Annotated in this window: 22 protein-coding genes; 18 read left to right on the top strand and 4 right to left on the bottom strand. The window is 62.3% G+C overall.

What is annotated here, in order from left to right; translation table 11 throughout:
* The first annotated feature begins 371 nt into the window (after window positions 1–371).
* The gene (locus ACT53S_RS07185) at window positions 372–1,868 is read left to right on the top strand and encodes a replicative DNA helicase (protein WP_113378178.1); all 1,497 of its coding nucleotides are present in this window, start codon (window positions 372–374) and stop codon (window positions 1,866–1,868) included.
* A 38-nt stretch (window positions 1,869–1,906) separates the two neighbouring features.
* Here ACT53S_RS07185 and ACT53S_RS07180 read toward each other — a convergent pair whose 3' ends face one another.
* The 3 genes from ACT53S_RS07180 to ACT53S_RS07170 all read right to left on the bottom strand — a co-directional run bounded on the left by ACT53S_RS07180 (window position 1,907) and on the right by ACT53S_RS07170 (window position 3,840).
* Window positions 1,907–2,209, bottom strand: coding sequence for an AzlD family protein (locus tag ACT53S_RS07180; protein WP_476066437.1), 303 nt, complete (start codon window positions 2,207–2,209; stop codon window positions 1,907–1,909).
* Window positions 2,206–2,907, bottom strand: a complete 702-nt coding sequence (locus ACT53S_RS07175) for an AzlC family ABC transporter permease (RefSeq protein ID WP_476066436.1) — start codon at window positions 2,905–2,907, stop codon at window positions 2,206–2,208. Before ACT53S_RS07175 ends, ACT53S_RS07180 begins: the two co-directional genes overlap by 4 nt.
* A gap of 69 nt (window positions 2,908–2,976) precedes the next feature.
* Window positions 2,977–3,840 (bottom strand): AraC family transcriptional regulator, encoded by an 864-nt coding sequence (locus ACT53S_RS07170; protein WP_113378037.1) that lies wholly within the window; start codon window positions 3,838–3,840, stop codon window positions 2,977–2,979.
* 86 nt (window positions 3,841–3,926) lie between these two features.
* Between ACT53S_RS07170 and alr the strand changes: the two genes are divergently transcribed.
* The 10 genes from alr to ACT53S_RS07120 all read left to right on the top strand — a co-directional run bounded on the left by alr (window position 3,927) and on the right by ACT53S_RS07120 (window position 12,106).
* Window positions 3,927–5,093, top strand: a complete 1,167-nt coding sequence (alr, locus tag ACT53S_RS07165) for an alanine racemase (RefSeq protein WP_476066435.1) — start codon at window positions 3,927–3,929, stop codon at window positions 5,091–5,093.
* Window positions 5,094–5,179: 86 nt separating this feature from the next.
* Window positions 5,180–5,419: a type II toxin-antitoxin system ParD family antitoxin gene (locus tag ACT53S_RS07160; RefSeq protein ID WP_476066434.1), complete on the top strand. Its 240-nt coding sequence runs from the start codon at window positions 5,180–5,182 to the stop codon at window positions 5,417–5,419.
* Window positions 5,403–5,717 carry a type II toxin-antitoxin system RelE/ParE family toxin gene (locus ACT53S_RS07155; protein WP_142069756.1) on the top strand — a complete coding sequence of 105 codons (315 nt, stop codon included), beginning with the start codon at window positions 5,403–5,405 and terminating at the stop codon, window positions 5,715–5,717. Before ACT53S_RS07160 ends, ACT53S_RS07155 begins: the two co-directional genes overlap by 17 nt.
* Before the next feature lie 3 nt (window positions 5,718–5,720).
* The gene (gene radA / locus ACT53S_RS07150; RefSeq protein WP_113378034.1) at window positions 5,721–7,124 is read left to right on the top strand and encodes a DNA repair protein RadA; all 1,404 of its coding nucleotides are present in this window, start codon (window positions 5,721–5,723) and stop codon (window positions 7,122–7,124) included.
* Between the two features lie 90 nt (window positions 7,125–7,214).
* Complete coding sequence (locus ACT53S_RS07145) at window positions 7,215–7,835, top strand: CvpA family protein (RefSeq protein WP_113378033.1); 621 nt, start codon at window positions 7,215–7,217, stop codon at window positions 7,833–7,835.
* Between the two features lie 138 nt (window positions 7,836–7,973).
* Window positions 7,974–9,464 carry an amidophosphoribosyltransferase gene (gene purF / locus ACT53S_RS07140; RefSeq protein WP_113378032.1) on the top strand — a complete coding sequence of 497 codons (1,491 nt, stop codon included), beginning with the start codon at window positions 7,974–7,976 and terminating at the stop codon, window positions 9,462–9,464.
* A 35-nt stretch (window positions 9,465–9,499) separates the two neighbouring features.
* Window positions 9,500–10,240, top strand: a complete 741-nt coding sequence (locus tag ACT53S_RS07135) for an SDR family NAD(P)-dependent oxidoreductase (protein WP_113378031.1) — start codon at window positions 9,500–9,502, stop codon at window positions 10,238–10,240.
* A 59-nt stretch (window positions 10,241–10,299) separates the two neighbouring features.
* Entirely contained in the window at window positions 10,300–10,527 is a 228-nt protein-coding gene (locus ACT53S_RS07130; protein WP_476066433.1) for a DUF2188 domain-containing protein, read from the top strand.
* Between the two features lie 13 nt (window positions 10,528–10,540).
* The gene (locus tag ACT53S_RS07125; RefSeq protein WP_476066432.1) at window positions 10,541–11,158 is read left to right on the top strand and encodes a hypothetical protein; all 618 of its coding nucleotides are present in this window, start codon (window positions 10,541–10,543) and stop codon (window positions 11,156–11,158) included.
* A gap of 69 nt (window positions 11,159–11,227) precedes the next feature.
* Window positions 11,228–12,106 (top strand): DMT family transporter, encoded by an 879-nt coding sequence (locus ACT53S_RS07120; RefSeq protein WP_476066431.1) that lies wholly within the window; start codon window positions 11,228–11,230, stop codon window positions 12,104–12,106.
* Between the two features lie 7 nt (window positions 12,107–12,113).
* Here ACT53S_RS07120 and ACT53S_RS07115 read toward each other — a convergent pair whose 3' ends face one another.
* Window positions 12,114–13,358 carry a GGDEF domain-containing protein gene (locus ACT53S_RS07115; protein ID WP_476066430.1) on the bottom strand — a complete coding sequence of 415 codons (1,245 nt, stop codon included), beginning with the start codon at window positions 13,356–13,358 and terminating at the stop codon, window positions 12,114–12,116.
* 311 nt (window positions 13,359–13,669) lie between these two features.
* On the opposite strand from ACT53S_RS07115, the gene cysS reads away from it, so the two are divergent.
* From cysS to pip, 7 genes are all read left to right on the top strand, one after another.
* Window positions 13,670–15,154, top strand: a complete 1,485-nt coding sequence (gene cysS / locus ACT53S_RS07110; RefSeq protein WP_476066429.1) for a cysteine--tRNA ligase — start codon at window positions 13,670–13,672, stop codon at window positions 15,152–15,154.
* Between the two features lie 56 nt (window positions 15,155–15,210).
* The gene (locus ACT53S_RS07105) at window positions 15,211–15,453 is read left to right on the top strand and encodes an antitoxin (RefSeq protein WP_476066428.1); all 243 of its coding nucleotides are present in this window, start codon (window positions 15,211–15,213) and stop codon (window positions 15,451–15,453) included.
* Window positions 15,454–15,467: 14 nt separating this feature from the next.
* Window positions 15,468–15,866, top strand: a complete 399-nt coding sequence (locus tag ACT53S_RS07100; RefSeq protein ID WP_476066659.1) for a PIN domain-containing protein — start codon at window positions 15,468–15,470, stop codon at window positions 15,864–15,866.
* Complete coding sequence (locus tag ACT53S_RS07095; protein WP_476066427.1) at window positions 15,863–16,345, top strand: GFA family protein; 483 nt, start codon at window positions 15,863–15,865, stop codon at window positions 16,343–16,345. Before ACT53S_RS07100 ends, ACT53S_RS07095 begins: the two co-directional genes overlap by 4 nt.
* A gap of 126 nt (window positions 16,346–16,471) precedes the next feature.
* A complete protein-coding gene (locus ACT53S_RS07090; RefSeq protein WP_476066426.1) occupies window positions 16,472–16,939 on the top strand; it encodes a GFA family protein in 468 nt (155 codons plus the stop codon).
* Window positions 16,936–17,424, top strand: a complete 489-nt coding sequence (locus ACT53S_RS07085) for a GFA family protein (protein ID WP_185810974.1) — start codon at window positions 16,936–16,938, stop codon at window positions 17,422–17,424. Before ACT53S_RS07090 ends, ACT53S_RS07085 begins: the two co-directional genes overlap by 4 nt.
* Before the next feature lies 1 nt (window position 17,425).
* Window positions 17,426–18,385 carry a prolyl aminopeptidase gene (pip, locus tag ACT53S_RS07080; RefSeq protein WP_476066425.1) on the top strand — a complete coding sequence of 320 codons (960 nt, stop codon included), beginning with the start codon at window positions 17,426–17,428 and terminating at the stop codon, window positions 18,383–18,385.
* Window positions 18,386–18,562 lie beyond the last annotated feature (177 nt).

Below are 18,562 nucleotides of genomic sequence, written 5' to 3'. Positions count from 1 at the left end.
TTTAGCCTAATTAATGCGTCTCAGGCTAAAAGCAAGGGCGCCGCCGCGATAGCTGCCATGCGTCAACCGCATGAAGCCGAGGCGATTCCCGAAAGCCTCCTTCTGCGAGACAGTTCCACGCGGGTTGGGACGTTTCGCTCCCAGCTGCCAATTTTTCGGACCAATCCAGCATCCGGCTCTGCTAGAATACCGACTTCCGAGGCCGATTCGTTGAATGTCACAGTCAACCGAAAAGATCCGAAACCTCGGCTTTTTCTGAAGACGGGATCGGGTGCCTGTGAATCAATGTGGGTTGCCGTGCGAGCGGTTTCGCCGCCCTGCGTCTTCGCTATGGTGCAGCCACCGCCGACACACTGATTGGATGTGAACGAATGAACGATGCTGCGCGCAAACTGAGCCCGGTCCAGCCGACCGAACCGCTCTACCGGGAAGCGCCGAACAATATCGAGGCGGAGCAGGCCCTTCTGGGCGCGCTTCTGGTCAACAACGACGCCTATTACCGCGTCTCGGACTTCCTGAAAGCCGAACATCTCTATGAGCCATTGCACCGGAAGATCTTCGAGGTCGCATCCGAAATTATCCGCATGGGCAAGACGGCAAACCCGGTCACGATCAAGACCTTCCTGCCGGCCGACCAGAAAGTCGGCGACCTGACGGTCGCGCAATATCTCGCGCGCCTCGCCTCCGAAGCGGTCACCATCATCAACGCGGAAGACTATGGTCGCGCTATCTACGATCTCGCTCTGCGCCGCTCGCTGATCCAGATCGGCGAGGATGTGGTCAACATCGCCTATGACGCGCCGCTCGACATGCCGCCGCAGGCGCAGATCGAAGACACCGAACGCCGGCTCTTTGCGCTTGCCGAAAACGGCCGCTACGACGGCGGCTTCCAGTCCTTCTCGGATGCCGTCGCCCAGGCCGTCGACATGGCCGGTGCCGCCTTCGAACGTGACGGGAACCTGTCCGGTATTTCGACCGGCATCAGCTCGCTCGATTCGAAGATGGGCGGATTGCAGCGCTCCGACTTGATCGTGCTGGCCGGTCGTCCAGGTATGGGCAAGACCTCGCTTGCCACCAACATCGCCTGGAACATCGCGGCGGCCTATGAGCCCGAAGTGATGCCCGACGGGTCGTTCAAGGCCAAGAATGGCGGTGTCGTCGGCTTCTACTCGCTCGAAATGTCGGCGGAACAGCTCGCCACCCGTATCATGTCCGAGCAGACGGAAGTCTCGTCGTCGAAGATCCGCCGCGGTGACATCACCGAACACGAATTCGAAAAGCTCGTGGGCTTTTCGCAGACCATGCAGAAGGTGCCGCTGTTCATCGACCAGACCGGTGGTATCTCGATTGCCCAGCTCGCGGCGCGTGCCCGCCGCCTGAAGCGTCAGCGCGGTCTCGACTTTCTGGTCGTCGACTACATCCAGCTGATGACCGGCGCCGGCAAGGCGGGCGAAAACCGCGTGCAGGAAATCACCCAGATCACCACGGGCCTGAAGTCGCTCGGCAAGGAGTTGAACGTGCCGATCGTCGCGCTGTCGCAGCTCTCGCGTCAGGTGGAAAGCCGCGAAGACAAGCGCCCGCAGCTCTCCGACCTTCGCGAATCGGGCTCGATCGAGCAGGACGCCGACGTGGTGCTCTTCGTGTTCCGCGAGGAATATTATGTGAAGAACATGGAGCCCCGCGACCTCGCCGACCCCAAGTATCCGGAATGGGAAGCGCATATGGAAAAGGTGAAGGGCACGGCCGACGTGATCATCGCCAAGCAGCGTCACGGACCGACGGGTACCGTCAAGCTCGCCTTCCAGTCGGAATTCACCCGCTTTGCGGATCTGGCCGACCCGAGCTTCATCCAGTACGAAGAGCCGTGAGATCGAGGGCGCCGAAAGGCGCCCTTTCCGTTTTCGGATCAGAAGCCCATCGCACGCATGAGGGCGACCGATACCACGCCGAGCGCCGCCGCCGGCAAGAGCGACAGACGCAGTGCGGCGGCGACCACCACCAGGCAGCCGATCGTTTCCGGCCAGCCCGTAGCAAAGGCCGTCGGCGCGACAACGGCCATGAGCACCGCAGGCGGCACGGTGGAGAGTGCCTTTTCGGCGCCGAGCCCGACTTTCAAACGACGGACGAGGAAGGCTCCGCAGAAGCGTGTAAAGACGGTCGCCGCCATCATGGCGAGGATCGCGGCAAGGGTTGCGGGATCGAGACTCATGCCGGCTGTTCCTTGTGCGCCAGCGGAAGGAACGCCGCGCCGAGACCGGCGAGCGCACCGGCTGCGATGTACCAGGCGCCGGGGACCAGCGCATGCACCGTGAGGGCCGCAACGCCACTCGCGACAAGCACCAGCCCGGTCTCCCTGCCCTTCCAGAAGCCGGTGAGCAAGACGATGAAGACTGCGGGGAAGGCGAAATCCAGGCCGTAAACGGCGATGTCGCCGATCAGCGCACCGAAGAGCGCGCCAGCGAGGCTCGATGCCACCCAACCGAGATAGAAGGGCAAGGCGAGCCCAAGATAGTAGGCGGGTGTCAGCACCGTCGTCCGCGCCCGCGCTTCCGCCAAAGCCCAGTTCTCGTCCGCCATGACGAAGAGCGTCGGCAGCTTCTGCCAGGGGCTGAAGAGACCGAGGCTGCGCTCCAGCGAGGCACCCATCAGCACGTGGCGAAGATTGACCAGCAGGGCTGCGAAGCCGAGCGCCGTCCAGGATGCCGGGTGGGTCCACAGGTCCATGGCAACGAATTGCGAACCGCCGGCAAAGACCAGCGCGCTCATCAGCACCGTCTCCAGCGGCGAGAGCCCGTTGCCGGTTGCGACGGCACCGAAGACGAAGCCGATGGGGGCGGCGGCAATGATCAAGGGAAAAATGGCGCGCAGGCCGTCGATGGCTTGCCGTCGAAATGTGTGTTCAGTCATGAGACCTCCTGTTCGTGCAGGGTCTATCCCGGGTCGGGAGGTGCGTCTTGAAGGAAAGTGACCCGTGGCTCAGCCGGCGCGAAAGACGGCCGGGGTGAGACCCGTGCGCGCTTTGAACTGGCGCGTCAGATGCGCCTGATCGGCAAAACCGCAGGCCAGCGCGGTATCCGAGGGTGTTGCACCGTGCCGCAAGAGATGGCGGGCATGGCGGATGCGCAGGTCCGTCTGAAAGGCATGCGGCGTGATGAAATACTGCTTGCGGAAGGCGCGGATCATGTGGGCGCGGCTGAGGCCGGCGACCTTGGCCAGGGTCTCGAGACCCAGCTCCTCGGCAAAATGCTCGGCGATGTAATCGCGCACCCGCCGCATGGCCTGCGGCTCGCCATGATCGGGCGCGCGGATAATGTCGCTGCCGTGGCGGGCGAACATGGTGGCGAGAACGCAATACATGCTCTCCTCGCCCTCCAGTGCACTGCGCCCCTCCTCTTCCAGCCTCCGGTGCGCCAGATTGAAGGCGCGAGCCAGATCCGGATCCGTCAGCAGCTGGCGTCCAAAGCTCGGGCTGCCATGGAAGGCCCTGCCGGTCACGTCCTCGATGATCTCGATCAGGAGTTCGGTATCCGGATAGATCATCCGGTAGCGATACCCTTCGGGCTGCCCCGGCTGGCCGTCATGCACCTCACCCGGATTGATCAGGTAAAGCGCGCCAGGTCCGGTATGTTCGCGGGTGCCGCGAATGCTCGCCACCTGGCACCCCTGCTCGATCGCGCCGATGGAGAAGGTATCGTGCGAGTGTGGGGAGAATTCGTGGGTGATGAAAGAGGCTGTCAGGCATTCCATCGCGCGAAAACGGCCGTCACGCCAAAAGCGCGTCCGCTCTGTTTGCGATACCGGATTGGCTTCGGCCGCCTGCTGCTGCGAAACACTGTGCATAGCAGCATAATATCCGGCGGCCACATTTTCGTCTTGAAGAAAAGTGCTAGGGTCCACCAATCCCGCCCCGCAGACGCAAAGATCTCATGACAGACAGATTCACCATCATCGACGCCCCGGACGAATTTCTGGCCGCGCCCCTTCGCCTGACGGTGGACCTTTCCGCCATAGCCGACAACTGGCGTGACATGGCGCGACGCTCGGGCAAGGCGCGCACCGCCGCAGTGGTCAAGGCTGACGCCTATGGTCTCGGCATCGAGGATGTCGGACAGGTGCTCTACAGGGCAGGCGCACGCGACTTCTTCGTCGCCGTGCCAGCGGAAGGCGCCACACTCAGACCCTACGCGCCGGAGGCCCGCATCTTCGTCCTCTCTGGCATCTGGCCGGGCCAGGAAGAGGTGTTCTTCGACAACGATCTCGTCCCGGTCATCGCCTCGGAAGAGCAGCTCGCCTTCTGGATGGCGCTTCTGTCGGAGCGGGGTCCTTATCCATGCGCGCTGCATGTCGACACCGGGTTCAACCGACTCGGCCTGCCCATGGCCGAAGCCATTGCCCTGACTGACGACGTATCGCGTCCAGCCAGCCTCGACCCGGTGCTGGTCATGAGCCACCTCGCCTGCGGAGACGATCCGTCCTCATCGATGAACCGGCGACAACTCGAATCCTTCCGGCAGGTTAGCGCCGCTTTTGAAGGCGTCGAATCCAGTCTGGCAGCGTCCGCTGGCACATTCCTTGGCGCGGATTACCACTTCGACCTCACCCGGCCCGGCATCGCCCTTTACGGTGGCGAAGCCGTCAACGGCGTGAAGAACCCCATGCGCAGCGTCATCAAGGCGGAAGCGCGGATCATTCAGGTGCGGGAGGCCAAGGCCGGCGAGACGGTGAGTTATGGCGCAACCCAAACGCTCTCGCGTGACAGCCGCCTGGCGATTGCCTCAGTCGGATATGCCGACGGCTATCTGCGCAATCTCTCCGGCTCCGGCATTCCGCTGAGGCAGACCGGCCTTGCCGGTGCGCGTGGCGTGCTCGCCGGCCAACCCGTCCCCGTCGTCGGCCGCGTCACCATGGACCAGACGATCTTCGATGTCACCGATCTTGCGCCGAATGCCGCGCGCGCCGGTGAGTATGTCGAATTGATCGGGCCGGCCATGCCGCTCGACGATGTGGCACGGGCGGCCGGCACGATCGGCTACGAAATGCTGACCGGACTGGGGCTGCGCTATGAGCGGCTCTATATCGAGGGCGACGACTGAGCACTGGCGCGGGCAGATTTGTTCTGCTATTGTTCCGAAAATTGTCATTTCTTCACTGAACGGAGCCAAACGTGCGGAACATTCAGTTGAGCAAGCAAGACGCGGAATTCGTCGAGGAACAGATGAATTCGGGCCTCTACCATAGCGCAGACGCGGTGGTGACGGCCGGCCTTGCGCTTCTGCGGGAGCAAGAGGAAGCAACCCTTCGCATGCTGATCCAGGAAGGGATTGATGACGTCGAGGCTGGGCGAGTGCACACCTACGAAAATGCCGAAGCATTCCTCGCCGACATGAAGCACACGTTCGAAGATGCCCGCGAGCCGTAATGTCATCTGGTCCAGTTCGGCGCGGCGTGACATGCAAGGGATATATGTCCACATTGCGCAGTTTAGCCCTTCATCTGCAGACGCCTTCACACTCGATCTTTATCGCAAAATCCAGTCCTTGGCAGAACTCGGCCTCACGGGCAGTCGACCTCCTGGCTTGGGCGATGTACTTCGCGTTTTCACCTATCGAGACCGACGCTTCTTTGTCCGGGTCTCCGATCAATCTCTGACCGTGCTGCGCGTCATGCACGGCCGTCAGAACATCTCTCCCGACGACTTCCCCGAAAGCGATCCGTAATTCATGGCAAAAGCCAAAACCCAATTCGTCTGCCAGAACTGTGGCACGGTACACTCCCGCTGGGCGGGCAAATGTGACGGCTGCGGCGAGTGGAACACCATCGTCGAAGAGGATCCGATGGGCGGGATCGGCTCGGGTCCCGGCAAGATGCCGAAAAAGGGGCGTCCGGTCACCCTCACCTCGCTGTCGGGCGAGATCGAGGAGGCGCCGCGCATCCCGACCGGCATGGGCGAACTCGACCGGGCAACCGGCGGTGGTTTCGTGCGCGGCTCCGCGGTGCTGATCGGCGGCGATCCCGGCATCGGCAAATCGACGCTTCTCATGCAGGCGGCCGCAGCGCTGGCACGAAGGGGCCACAGGATCATCTATGTTTCAGGCGAAGAGGCGGTCGCGCAGGTGCGGCTGCGTGCGCAACGTCTCGGCGCCGCCGATACCGATGTGCTGCTCGCGGCAGAAACCAATGTCGAGGACATTCTTGCCACCATTTCGGAAGGCAAGCGGCCGGACCTCGTCATCATCGATTCCATCCAGACGCTGTGGAGCGACACGGCCGACAGCGCGCCCGGCACGGTCACCCAGGTGCGCACCGGCGTGCAGGCAATGATCCGTTTTGCCAAACAGACCGGGGCCACCATGGTGCTCGTGGGCCACGTGACCAAAGAGGGCCAGATCGCAGGTCCGCGCGTGGTCGAGCACATGGTCGATGCGGTGCTCTACTTCGAAGGCGACCGGGGCCATCACTACCGCATCCTGCGGACCGTGAAGAACCGCTTCGGGCCGACTGATGAGATCGGCGTGTTCGAAATGTCGGACAAAGGGTTGCGCGAAGTCGCCAATCCTTCAGAACTCTTTCTCGGCGAGCGCAACGAGAAGGCGCCGGGGGCCGCGGTCTTTGCCGGCATGGAGGGAACGCGCCCCGTGCTCGTCGAAGTGCAGGCGCTGGTGGCCGCCACCTCGCTCGGCACGCCCCGCCGTGCGGTCGTCGGTTGGGATTCGTCCCGTCTCGCCATGATTTTGGCGGTATTGGAGGCGCATTGCGGGGTCAGGCTCGGTCAACATGACGTCTATCTCAACGTCGCTGGCGGATACCGGATCAGTGAACCGGCAGCCGACATGGCGATCGCGTCGGCGCTGGTTTCGTCACTGGCCGGTCTTGCCCTTCCGGCGGATTGCGTCTATTTCGGCGAAGTCAGCTTGTCGGGGGCCGTGCGGCCGGTGGCTCATACGGCCCAGAGGCTGAAAGAGGCGGAAAAGCTCGGTTTCTCCGCTGCGGTCTTGCCGGCTGCCTCGCCGGACCTTCCCAAGGGTTCGCAGGGCAAATGGAGGGAAGTGGACAGCCTTCCCGATCTCGTGGCGCGGATCGCCGGTTCCCGGCTGAAAGCCCCTACGGATCAGGAGGATGGTTGATCCGGTCCGACGCGTGAAGCCACGCGTTCCGGCGGAAGCGCGGTGACAATCAGGTCGGTTCCGGCCGTCTAAGTCTTGGAGTTGGTTTTTATGCCCATTACGATTTTCGACGGTATCGTCATCGGCGTCGTGCTGTTTTCAGCGGTGCTGGCGATGGTGCGTGGCTTTTCGCGCGAAGTGCTGTCCATTGCGAGCTGGGCCGGCTCGGTCGCCGCCGCCTATTATCTTTATCCGATGCTCGTTCCTTACGTGAAGAACTACACGAGCGACGACCGCATCGCGCTTGCAGGCTCGGCCGGCATCATCTTCATCGTCGCGCTGATCGTGATCTCCTTCATCACGTCGCGCATCGCCGATTTCATCATCGACAGCCGTATCGGCGCGTTGGACCGCACCCTCGGCTTCCTGTTCGGTGCTGCGCGTGGCCTTCTGCTACTGGTCGTTGCCGTCGCCTTCTGGAACTGGTTGATCGATGTCCGCCAGCGTCCGGACTGGGTCAACAATTCGAAGTCAAAGCCCTTCCTGGATTCGCTGGTTCTCAAGCTCGAAGCCGTGCTGCCACAGGATATCGAGCCGCAGATCCGCGAACGCATCCTCGGCCGCGAAGAGCCGCAGGCCGATGCGACCGGCGACAACGCACCGGCCGAGCAGGCACCTGCGGAACAGACGCCGTCCGACGACACCCCGGCACAGCCGGCGACGACACCTTAAGAACACACTGTTCATCGCGCGGCCTTGGTGCCGCGCGAAGCGACACCCATATCATCGCCGCCGGATCGGGACAGACCGGCGGCTTAGCCGTTAGAAGCCCAGAATCCCGCATCTGTCCCCGGAGCAAAGGCCCTCGCCATGAAGCAGATCAGCCCTTCTTATGTCGTGTATGGCAGCCATGACGACAAATATCACGAGGAATGCGGGGTCTTCGGGATCCTCGGGCATCCGGATGCCTCGACGCTGACTGCCCTTGGCCTACACGCGCTTCAGCACCGCGGCCAGGAAGCGGCCGGTATTGTCTCCTTCGATGGACGGCAATTCTACACCGAAAAGCACATGGGGCTTGTTGGTGACCACTACACGAACCCGGTGACGCTGGCGAAGCTGCCGGGCCCGCAGGCGATCGGCCACACCCGCTACTCGACGACGGGGGAAGTGGCGCTGCGCAACGTGCAGCCGCTGTTTGCCGAACTCGAAGAAGGCGGTATCGCCATTGCCCATAACGGCAACTTCACCAATGGCCTGACGCTGCGCCGCCAGATCATTGCGACCGGCGCGATCTGCCAGTCGACCTCGGACACCGAAGTCGTCCTTCATCTCATCGCCCGCTCGCGCCACGCCTCGACCACCGACCGTTTCATCGACGCCATCCGGCAGATGGAAGGCGGTTATGCGATGATCGCGCTGACCCGGACCAAGCTGATCGCTGCGCGTGACCCGATCGGCATCCGACCGCTGGTCATGGGCGAACTCGACGGCAAGCCGATCTTCTGTTCGGAGACCTGTGCGCTCGACATCATCGGCGCCAAGTTCGTGCGCGACGTGAAGAACGGCGAAGTGATCATCTGCGAAACGCAAGCCGATGGGTCGATCTCGATCGAATCCCGCATGCCTGCCCGGCCGCAGCCGGAACGCGTCTGCCTGTTCGAATATGTCTATTTCGCCCGGCCGGATTCCGTCGTTGCCGGCCGCAACGTCTACACCACGCGCAAGAATGCCGGCATGAATCTAGCGCTCGAAGCGCCGGTCGAGGCGGACGTAGTCGTGCCCGTGCCGGATGGCGGCACGCCGGCCGCCCTCGGTTACGCCCAGCAGAGCGGCATCCCCTTCGAATACGGCATCATTCGCAACCATTATGTCGGTCGCACCTTCATCGAGCCGACCCAGCAGATCCGCGCGTTCGGTGTGAAGCTCAAGCATTCCGCGAACCGGGCGATGATCGAGGGCAAGCGCGTCGTGCTGGTGGACGATTCCATCGTGCGCGGCACCACCTCGCTGAAGATCGTGCAGATGATCCGCGATGCCGGCGCCAAGGAAGTGCATATCCGCGTCGCGTCACCGATGATCTTCCATCCCGACTTTTACGGCATCGACACGCCCGACCGGGACAAGCTGCTGGCCAACCAGTATGCAGACGAGGCCGCCATGGCGAAGTATATCGGGGCGGATTCGCTTTCCTTCCTCTCGATCGACGGTCTCTACAAGGCGGTCGGCGGCAAGCCTCGCGACCCGGCCAATCCGCAGTTCACCGACCACTACTTCACCGGTGACTATCCGACGCGTCTTCTCGACAAGGAAAGCGAGAAGCCGGGCCGCAAGGAATCCATGCTCGCCGCCAACGGCTGAGACACACGACCACAGGGCATACGACAGGAATTTCCATGACCATCGACCTCAAGGGCCGGATTGCGCTCGTCACCGGCGCGTCGCGCGGTATCGGCTATTTCACCGCGATCGAACTCGCCAAAGCGGGCGCCCATGTGATTGCCTGCGCCCGCACGGTGGGTGGCCTGGAAGATCTGGATGATGCCATCAAGGCGGTGGGCGGTTCCGCGACCCTGGTGCCGTTCGACCTCGCCGATATGGCGGCGATAGACCAGCTGGGCGGTCATATCTTCGAGCGTTGGGGCAAGCTTGACATCGCGGTGCTCAATGCCGGCGTGCTGGGCGTCATCTCGCCGATCGGCCATGTCGAGGCCAAGGTCTTCGACAAGGTCATGACGATCAATGTCAACGCCACCTGGCGCCTGATCCGCTCGCTGGAGCCGTTGCTGGTGAAGTCTGATCAGGGCCGCGCGCTGATCCTGTCGTCCAGCGCCGCTCACAAATGCAAGCCCTTCTGGGGGCCCTACTCCGCCTCCAAGGCCGCCGTCGAAGCGCTTGCCCGCACCTGGGCTGCCGAGACGCAGCGCCTGCCCCTGCGGATCCTGTCCGTCGACCCGGGCCCAACACGCACAGCCATGCGTGCCCAGGCCATGCCGGGTGAAGATCCGCAGACCGTGCCGCATCCCTCGGAAGTCGCCGCCAAGCTCTTGCCGCTCGTCGGCCCGGAGCAGACGGAAACCGGCAAGCTTTACGTGGTGCGTGAAGGCAAGGTCGTCGACTACCGGATGCCTGAGTAAGCCGCTGGTAGCTTTGATGCGCTTAAGCTATCTTGGTGCAGGTCGGAGCGAATGAACAGATGGCCAAGACAAAAGCGCAGCATGTAGTGCCGAGATCAGGCAAGTGGGGCGTTCTAAGCGCGGGCGCCACTCGCGCCAGCAGCCTTCACCCCACGCAGGGCGAAGCGATTGAAATCGCGAGAGAAATCGCGCGATCCAACCGAACCGAGCTCTACATCCATGGGAAAGACGGTCGGATTCGCGAACGCAGCAGTTTCGGAAACGATCCCGCCCCTCCCAAGGGCTGACGGACGGGCGCGCATGTTTGAACGTTCGGTGTTTATCAATTGCCCGTTCGACAACGACTACGCCCCTATTCTCCAAGCCATTGCCTTCTGTGTCACCTTCCTCGGATTTCGCCCGCGTCTTGCACCGCAGAATGGTGACAACGCCATAAACCGACTGAACCGCATCGGTGACATCGTCAGGACGTCGAAATACGGGATCCATGATCTCAGCCGGAACCGGGCCAAAGCGCGCGGCGAATTTGCAAGAATGAACATGCCGTTCGAGTTGGGAATCGACTACGGATGCAAGACATTCGGGACGGCGCCCCTTTCGACCAAATGTATCCTCGTTCTCGAAGATAAGCGCTATGACTACCAGAAATGTCTTTCCGACATTGCTGGCTGGGATATCGAGGCGCATGGCGGCGATTACCAGACTGCGATCCGCAGGGTTCGCGGATGGCTCGTGAGGCAAGCTGCGGCGTCCCCCAAGGGAGCGACCCTCATAGAAAGCCAATATGCTGTCTTTCAACAATGGTACTGGGCGCGCGAATTGAATGCGGGCGCGTCCGAGGACGATATCCGCCAATACCCAACCGTGGACTTGGTTGACGCCATGCAGCAGTGGATGGATCTCGGGCAGCCGGATTGATTGCTTTGTACCTAGGAATTCGAGCGCTATGAGAGCAAGACAGCTCTCAGTTCGAATCGATCGCCTGTCATGTCCCTCAAAGATTTTGCCGCCTATGCCTATCTGTCTTTGGCATGGGGCCTTTCCTTCCTTCTTCTCCTGCATGTCGTTGACGCCTTCGGCTGGATTGGGGCGGTGACGTTTCGTTGCTTCATCGCGGGCGCCCTTCTCTATGCCATCGCGCGGTTTACGGGGCGGAGGCTCGACTTCAGCGTCGGCTGGCTGCCCTTCGCCATGGTCGGGGCCACCACCGTTGCCGGACAGTTGATCGGTCTGTCTTACGCCACCCCCCGGATCGGGACGGCGATGGCAGCGATCTTCGTTGCCGCCATTCCGCTGTTTTCCATGGTGATCGCGCAAGCCTGGGGGCTGGAACGGATCACTTCGGCACGTGTCGTGGGTCTGCTGCTTGGAACCATCGGGATCATCATGCTGGTCGGCTTTCCGGCGGTTCCGGTCACGTCGTCCTTCCTGATCGGATGTCTGGCCATGGTCGGCTCGACATTTTCCGCTGCCTTCGGCAGCAATTATGCCAGCCGACACCTTTCGGGCACGGGTCCTTGGGAAGTCACCATCGGATCCTTTATCGCGGGCGGCATCATCGCCCTGCCCCTTTTGTGGTTCGTCCCTGTTCCCGCAACGCCGGCCATGGTGGATTATCTTTACCTCGTCGCACTCGCGGGGCTGATGAGCGCGCTCACCTATGTCCTTTACTTCGGACTGGTGAAAAGCATCGGCGCGACAGCGGCGATCAGCGTCGAATTCGTGGTGACGGTCGTGGCCGTTCTGGTGGGTGCGCTGGTGCTCAAGGAGCCGCTTACCGTGTTGCAGATCTGCGGCGGGCTAGTGATCATCGTGGGCTGTGCGCTGGTCCTCGGCATCGTGCGGGTGCCGCAAAACCTGCGCTGAGTTCCCTTCAGGCGCGAAGCCGACGGTGAAGGCGGGCGGTGGGACGGGGCGGCGCCGCGATCGCATGGGCCAGCTTTTCCCCGGCGTCGTCCAGCACCGACACAGGCTCGAACAGCCGGACGCAGTTTCGCCCATCCGCCTTTGCAAGATAAAGGGCTGCATCGGCACTTGCGAGCAAGGTGTCGAGGTCGGCGCCGCGTGTCGTCGCCTCGCTGACGCCGATGCTGACGGTGACGGGGGGCATTAAGGACGGCGAAACGGCCATTTCCGCCACCGCTCGGCGCAGATTTTCCGCGACCGCCACCGCCTTCTGCGCATTCATGCGCGGCATCAGACAGGCAAATTCCTCCCCACCGATCCGAGCAAAGAGCCAGCCTTTCGGCATGCGCTGTTCGATCGCACGTGAAAAGGCGAGCAGAACCTGGTCGCCGGCGGCATGACCATGGGTGTCGTTGACGCTCTTGAAGTGATCAATATCCAGCAAGAGCAAACTGGCGCCGCCATCTTCCGTTTCCAGAACCGCGCGCGCGCCGGCGACGAAAGTGCGACGATTGGCAAGATTGGTGAGCGGATCGCGCTCGGAGGCCAGACGGTAGCGCAGTTCGTCCCGTTCCTTCGCCAGCATCAAAAGGGCTACCAGCGACAGAACGATCATCATGGAATTGGCCAGCACGATATAGGCGAACCAGGGCGCCGTGGTCCCATCCGGCGCATAAGCGGGTGCCACCAAGATGGACAAGGGCGTCGGTGCGAGCCAGACGACGCCGCGCACGATGTTCGAGAACGCGGCGAGCGACCGGGATGGCAGAGGCTCCTGCCGGGCATGTCGCATCATCTCGCGCGCCGTGAGGAAACAATAACCCGCCACCAGTACGCCAAGCACGGTGGTGCGCAGCAGCATCGACTCGTGAAAGATCGGGGTCACCCACAGGGCACTCCAGATGATCGTGCCGAGGGCCGCCTTGCGCAGCGACACGGTGCCGCCTTCGAACGCGACGACAGCCTGCCAGTAGAATGCAACGGCGAGAACCCCAAGTCCAAGGCCAAGGCCGGACGACAGGAACAGCGGCAAGCTATCACGTGCGGAATGCAGCAGCATGGCCGCACAGGCAGCGACACCGGCCGCGACCAGCAGCGGCATGATCCGGCTGTCTCGAATGCGCAACCACATATAGGTGGTTACCAGTGTCGAGACGAGTGTGATCAAGGCATGCATGATCATCACTGTGGGCAGATGCAGGGTGTGGTCCATGCCGAAGGTCATCTCCGAGGGCGGTCGAATGCCACCCTAAGATTGAGGAGTTATCTTGAAAAAGACTTAAGCCGAAGAGCAACTATCCACAGGGATCGTTAAGCCGATGTCCGCATCCTCGGACGCTGCAACCGCCCTTGACCAAATTCGCGACGCGCGCCATAACAGCGCCCATGAAAACGAGCCTCTGCATCATTTGCGGGATCATTATTCGCTAGCGCTTCGCTGGCCTGGCCGTTTTCGTCTCCTGCATAGACCCAGATGACAAACGACCCGGTCCAGCCGGGTAACATTCGTTCTGGGAGTTTCACATGGCCGGCGGCCTCAAGCTTTACAACACGCTCACACGTGAGAAGGTCGACTTCGAGCCGATCGACCCCGACAATGTGCGCCTGTATGTCTGCGGCCCGACCGTTTATGACTTTGCCCATATCGGCAACGCCCGCCCTGTCCTCGTCTTCGACGTTCTCTACCGACTGCTGCGCCACACCTATGGGGCCGACAAGGTCACTTACGTTCGCAACATCACCGACGTCGACGACAAGATCAACGCACGCGCGCTGCGCGATTTCGGCGGACAGATTGCCGACGGTTCGATGAGCCTCAACGACGCCATCCGCGCCGTGACCGGCAAGACGGAGAGCCAGTTCCACGAGGATGTGGCAGCACTGGGCTGCCTGAAGCCGACCTTCGAGCCGCGCGCGACCGACAACATTCCGCAGATGATCGTGATCATTCAGCGGCTGCTCGACATGGGCCATGCCTATGTCGCAACCGGCTCCGAAGGGCATGAAGTGCTGTTTTCGACCGCCTCGATGGCCGATTACGGCATGCTGTCGAAGCGCAAGCTCGAAGACCAGCAGGCCGGTGCGCGCGTCGCCGTCGAAAACCACAAGATGAACCCGGCCGATTTCGTGCTGTGGAAGCAGTCGGCCGATACTGAGCCCGGCTGGCCGGCGCATTTCACCTTCGAAGGTAAGGCGCATGCGATCTTCGGACGTCCCGGCTGGCATATCGAATGCTCTGCCATGTCCGACCGCTATCTCTGGGAAGAGATCAAGGATCGCCTGTCCCCCAAGGCGAAAGCCAAGCCGCACCAGTTCGACATCCATGGCGGCGGGCTGGACCTGATCTTCCCGCACCACGAAAACGAGATCGCCCAGTCTTGCTGCGCCTTCGACAACGACCTGATGGCGACGGTGTGGATGCACAACGGCTTCCTGCAGGTCGAAGGCCGCAAGATGTCGAAGTCGGAGGGCAATTTCGTCACGATCAACGAGCTCTTGGCGACGGAGAAATTCGGCGGGCGGACGTGGCCGGGCGAAGTGCTGCGGCTGGCCATGCTGATGACGCATTACCGCGAGCCGATCGATTTCTCGGTGAAGCGGTTGGAGGAGGCAGAGCGTCTTCTGGCTAAGTGGCCGGCGGGTGACGCTGGCGAGACCGCCCCGGATGCAGCTGTTCTGGAAGCCCTCTGCGACGACCTGAACACGGTCGCTGCCGTTCAGGCGGTCCATGCACTCGCCCAGGCGGCGACTGCTGATCCGTCAAAGCTGCCGCTATTCGTCGCCTCGGCGGCGTTGCTCGGTGTGGCTCCGAAGAAGGCGGAAGTCAGCGACGACCTCTCCGCCGCCGTCCAGGCGCTCGTCGACATGCGGCTCGAAATGCTCAAATCCAAGAACTTTGCCGAAGCCGACAAGATCCGCGACGATCTCGCTGCCAAGGGCATCCAGCTCAAGGACGGCAAGGACAAGGAGACGGGCGAGCGGGTGACGATGTGGGAGGTCAAGCGGTAGTTGCTCGAGGGGGACGGCCGGCATATGCTTGGCATATGCCGCAAACGGAGGCGCGAATGGAACTGGAAAGACATGTCCGGATCTTCAAGAACGGTCGCAACCGCGCCGTCCGCATTCCCGTGGAGTTCGACTTTCCGGGCGACGAAGTGATCATGCGCAAGGAAGGCGACAAGATTACCCTGGAGCCCGTCAAGAAGAAGCAGGAGAGCCTGATCGAGTGGCTTCGTCGTCAGGGACCCCTCGATGAAGACTTCGAATTTGACCTCCGCGAAGCACCGGCACGGGACGTCGAGCTGTGAACACGCCCCGCTACATGCTCGACACCAACATCGTTTCGGACCTTATCCGGAACCCGCACGGCGCTGCCGCGGCGATGGTGGAGCGTGCCGGCGATGACCAGATCTCCATCAGTGCGATTGTCGCGTCGGAACTGCGCTTTGGCATCCTCAAACGCAATTCCGAGCGACTGACCTATCTGGTCGAGTCCATTCTCGATCGCATCGCAATCCTGCCCTACGAGGACAAGGAGGCGGCGCATTTTGCCGAAATCCGCCACGACCTAGAACGTGTCGGCCAACCGATCGGCACGACCGATCTATTCATCGCCGCCCATGCGCGCTCGCTTGAAGTCACCCTGGTGACCGGGAATGTCCGCGAGTTTGGTCGGGTGCCGGGCCTGAAGGTCGAGAACTGGCTGGAGGGAACCCCATGACCTCCCCCCTCACCCACACCGGCGGCTGCCAATGTGGCGCGGTCCGCTTTCGCATGACCGGCCAGCCGAAAGACGTTTCCGTCTGCCATTGCCGGATGTGCCAGAAGGCCTTCGGGGCTTACTATGCACCGCTCGTCGCTGTCGGCGATGCTGAGGTCAGTTGGACACGCGGCGCGCCTAAGCGTTTTGCCTCGTCGAACTTCGTGAAACGTGGCTTCTGTGGCGATTGCGGCACGCCGCTGACCTATGAGGCTCCGGACGGGCTGTCGCTCGCTGCGGGCGCCTTCGATGATCCGTCGCAGCTGCCGCCGACGGTGCAGTTCGGGATCGAATGCAAACTCGCCTTCGTCGACACCATCCCTGCCCTGCCGGAACGTGCAACGCTTGATGATCTTGAGGATGCGCCCTTCCTCACCGATGTCGTGTCCTACCAGCATCCGGACCGGGACACGGAGCAGTGGCCGGAGGCGAAGTTGTGACGCAGCCGAACCCGAACACGAAGATGCCGAAATGGCTGCTTTACGGGCTGATCGCCAAAGGCGTTCTGGTCGCCGCGGTGATCATCGGCGTCACCGTTTATGTGACGATGCAATGAGGACGTCGAGATGAGTGAAATCGAAAGCGGTGGCTGTCAGTGCGGGGCGATCCGGTTCCAGGCGTCGAAGCTTGGGCGACCGTCGATCTGCCATTGCCGCATGTGCCAGAAGCATTTCGGCTCCTTCTTCGGCGCCTTCGTCACCGCCGACCAGGCGCATCTGACCTGGACGCGCGGGCAGCCGATGCTCTACCGCTCCTCGGCCAAGGTGAAGCGCGGCTTCTGCGCCAAATGCGGAACGCCGCTCTCCTATCACCACCCCAACGGCGTGGAACTCGCCATCGGTGCCTTCGATCATCCGGAGCGTTTCGAGCCGCAGATCCAGGTGAACCACCACCAGCGCCTGCCCTGGATCGACCATCTCTTCGAGAAGCCCGCCTTTACCAGCCCCGCGATGGAGGAGTTCTTCGCCTCGGTCGAGAGTTTTCAGCACCCCGATCACGACACGGCCCAGTGGCCGCCGGAGGATGACCAATGACCCGTCAGGTGCATTCCGGCGGCTGCCAGTGCGGCGCGATCCGTTACAAGATCGCGGGCGAGCTCGGCTATCCGCATATCTGTCACTGCCGCATGTGCCAGAAGGCGAGCGGAAACTTCTTCATGGCGCTGGCCGGCTCGCGGCAGGAGGATTTCCTGCTGATGCGTGGCGAACCCAGCTGGTTCCAGTCGTCTGATCCTTGCGGGCGCGGCTTCTGCAAGGACTGCGGCACGCCGCTTTTCTTCCGCACCAAGGGTTCGCCCTATATCAGCGTGACCATCGGCAGCCTCGACAAGCCTGAAATGGCAGAGCCCATCTCCCAGGATGGCGTCGAAAGCCGCGTGCCTTACTTCGACAAACTTTTCGGTCTGCCGGAAAAGCAGACCGACCGCTCGGATCTTCCGGCCGGCAATGCCGGGATCGCCGCCACCTCACGGCAGCATCCCGATCACGATACGGTGGCCTGGCCACCGAAAAGGACATGACATGACGACTGAATTGCGCGGCTTTTATCCCGAAATCGAACCCTTCGACACCGGCGTGCTCGATGTCGGCGACGGGCACCAGATCTATTGGGAGCGTTTCGGCACCAAGGGTGCCAAGCCTGCCGTCTTCCTGCATGGCGGCCCGGGCGGCGCGACCAGCCCATCGCATCGCCGCCTCTTCGATCCCGCGCTCTACGACGTGATCCTGTTCGACCAGCGCGGTTGCGGCAAGTCCACGCCGCATGCCTCGATCGAGGCCAACACCACCTGGCATCTGGTCGCCGACATCGAGCGGCTGCGTCAGATGATTGGCGCAGAAAAATGGCTCGTCTTCGGCGGCTCGTGGGGCTCGACGCTTGCGCTTGCCTACGCCGAAACCCATCCGGAGCGCGTGTCCGAACTGGTGCTGCGCGGCATCTACACGCTGACCAAGGCCGAGCTTGACTGGTACTACCAGTTCGGCGTCTCCGAGATGTTCCCGGACAAATGGGAACGTTTTTGCGCACCGATCCCGGAAGATGAGCGTCATGAGATGATGGCCGCCTATCGCCGTCGGCTGACCGGCACCGATCGGGAAGAACAATTGCGTTGCGCTATCGCCTGGAGCAATTGGGAAGGCGAGACGATCACGCTTCTGCCCAACCCCGACTATTCCGCGCATTTCGGTGAAGCGGAGTTCGCGCTCGCCTTTGCCCGCATCGAAAACCACTTCTTCGTTCACGACGGCTGGATGGAGGAAGGTCAGCTCCTGCGCGATGCCCACAAACTGAAAGATATCCCGGGCGTGATCATCCACGGCCGCTACGACATGCCCTGCCCGGCCAAGTATGCTTGGGCTTTGCACAAGGCCTGGCCGAAGGCGGATTTCCATCTGATCGAGGGGGCAGGCCACGCCTATCTCGAGCCTGGCATTCTCGACCAGCTGATCCGGGCCACGGATCGGTTTGCGGGGAAGAATTGAAATGTCGGTGGCTCTCGCCCCCCTCTGCCCTGACGGGCATCTCCCCCACAAGAGGGGAGAGCGGATTGTGGAAGCGGCGCGCCTTCACCCTCCCCTTGAGGGGGAGGGTCGGAGCGAAGCTCCGGGGTGGGGTGACCTTGGGGAGCTCATTGCAAGTCTGAAGCGCCGAACTCGCCG

The sequence above is a fragment of the Allorhizobium sp. DMC15 genome, from assembly GCF_056314065.1.
Note: the sequence above shows the minus strand (reverse complement) of the source record. Positions and strands in the feature narration are given on the sequence as shown.

Coding starts and splice junctions, on each gene's coding strand:
- ACT53S_RS07185 (WP_113378178.1), top strand. CDS start 372: ATGAACGATGCTGCGCGCAAACTGAGCCCGGTCCAGCCGACCGAACCG.
- ACT53S_RS07180 (WP_476066437.1), bottom strand. CDS start 2,209: ATGAGTCTCGATCCCGCAACCCTTGCCGCGATCCTCGCCATGATGGCG.
- ACT53S_RS07175 (WP_476066436.1), bottom strand. CDS start 2,907: ATGACTGAACACACATTTCGACGGCAAGCCATCGACGGCCTGCGCGCC.
- ACT53S_RS07170 (WP_113378037.1), bottom strand. CDS start 3,840: ATGCACAGTGTTTCGCAGCAGCAGGCGGCCGAAGCCAATCCGGTATCG.
- alr (WP_476066435.1), top strand. CDS start 3,927: ATGACAGACAGATTCACCATCATCGACGCCCCGGACGAATTTCTGGCC.
- ACT53S_RS07155 (WP_142069756.1), top strand. CDS start 5,403: ATGCCCGCGAGCCGTAATGTCATCTGGTCCAGTTCGGCGCGGCGTGAC.
- radA (WP_113378034.1), top strand. CDS start 5,721: ATGGCAAAAGCCAAAACCCAATTCGTCTGCCAGAACTGTGGCACGGTA.
- ACT53S_RS07145 (WP_113378033.1), top strand. CDS start 7,215: ATGCCCATTACGATTTTCGACGGTATCGTCATCGGCGTCGTGCTGTTT.
- purF (WP_113378032.1), top strand. CDS start 7,974: ATGAAGCAGATCAGCCCTTCTTATGTCGTGTATGGCAGCCATGACGAC.
- ACT53S_RS07135 (WP_113378031.1), top strand. CDS start 9,500: ATGACCATCGACCTCAAGGGCCGGATTGCGCTCGTCACCGGCGCGTCG.
- ACT53S_RS07130 (WP_476066433.1), top strand. CDS start 10,300: ATGGCCAAGACAAAAGCGCAGCATGTAGTGCCGAGATCAGGCAAGTGG.
- ACT53S_RS07125 (WP_476066432.1), top strand. CDS start 10,541: ATGTTTGAACGTTCGGTGTTTATCAATTGCCCGTTCGACAACGACTAC.
- ACT53S_RS07120 (WP_476066431.1), top strand. CDS start 11,228: ATGTCCCTCAAAGATTTTGCCGCCTATGCCTATCTGTCTTTGGCATGG.
- ACT53S_RS07115 (WP_476066430.1), bottom strand. CDS start 13,358: ATGGACCACACCCTGCATCTGCCCACAGTGATGATCATGCATGCCTTG.
- cysS (WP_476066429.1), top strand. CDS start 13,670: ATGGCCGGCGGCCTCAAGCTTTACAACACGCTCACACGTGAGAAGGTC.
- ACT53S_RS07105 (WP_476066428.1), top strand. CDS start 15,211: ATGGAACTGGAAAGACATGTCCGGATCTTCAAGAACGGTCGCAACCGC.
- ACT53S_RS07100 (WP_476066659.1), top strand. CDS start 15,468: ATGCTCGACACCAACATCGTTTCGGACCTTATCCGGAACCCGCACGGC.
- ACT53S_RS07095 (WP_476066427.1), top strand. CDS start 15,863: ATGACCTCCCCCCTCACCCACACCGGCGGCTGCCAATGTGGCGCGGTC.
- ACT53S_RS07090 (WP_476066426.1), top strand. CDS start 16,472: ATGAGTGAAATCGAAAGCGGTGGCTGTCAGTGCGGGGCGATCCGGTTC.
- ACT53S_RS07085 (WP_185810974.1), top strand. CDS start 16,936: ATGACCCGTCAGGTGCATTCCGGCGGCTGCCAGTGCGGCGCGATCCGT.
- pip (WP_476066425.1), top strand. CDS start 17,426: ATGACGACTGAATTGCGCGGCTTTTATCCCGAAATCGAACCCTTCGAC.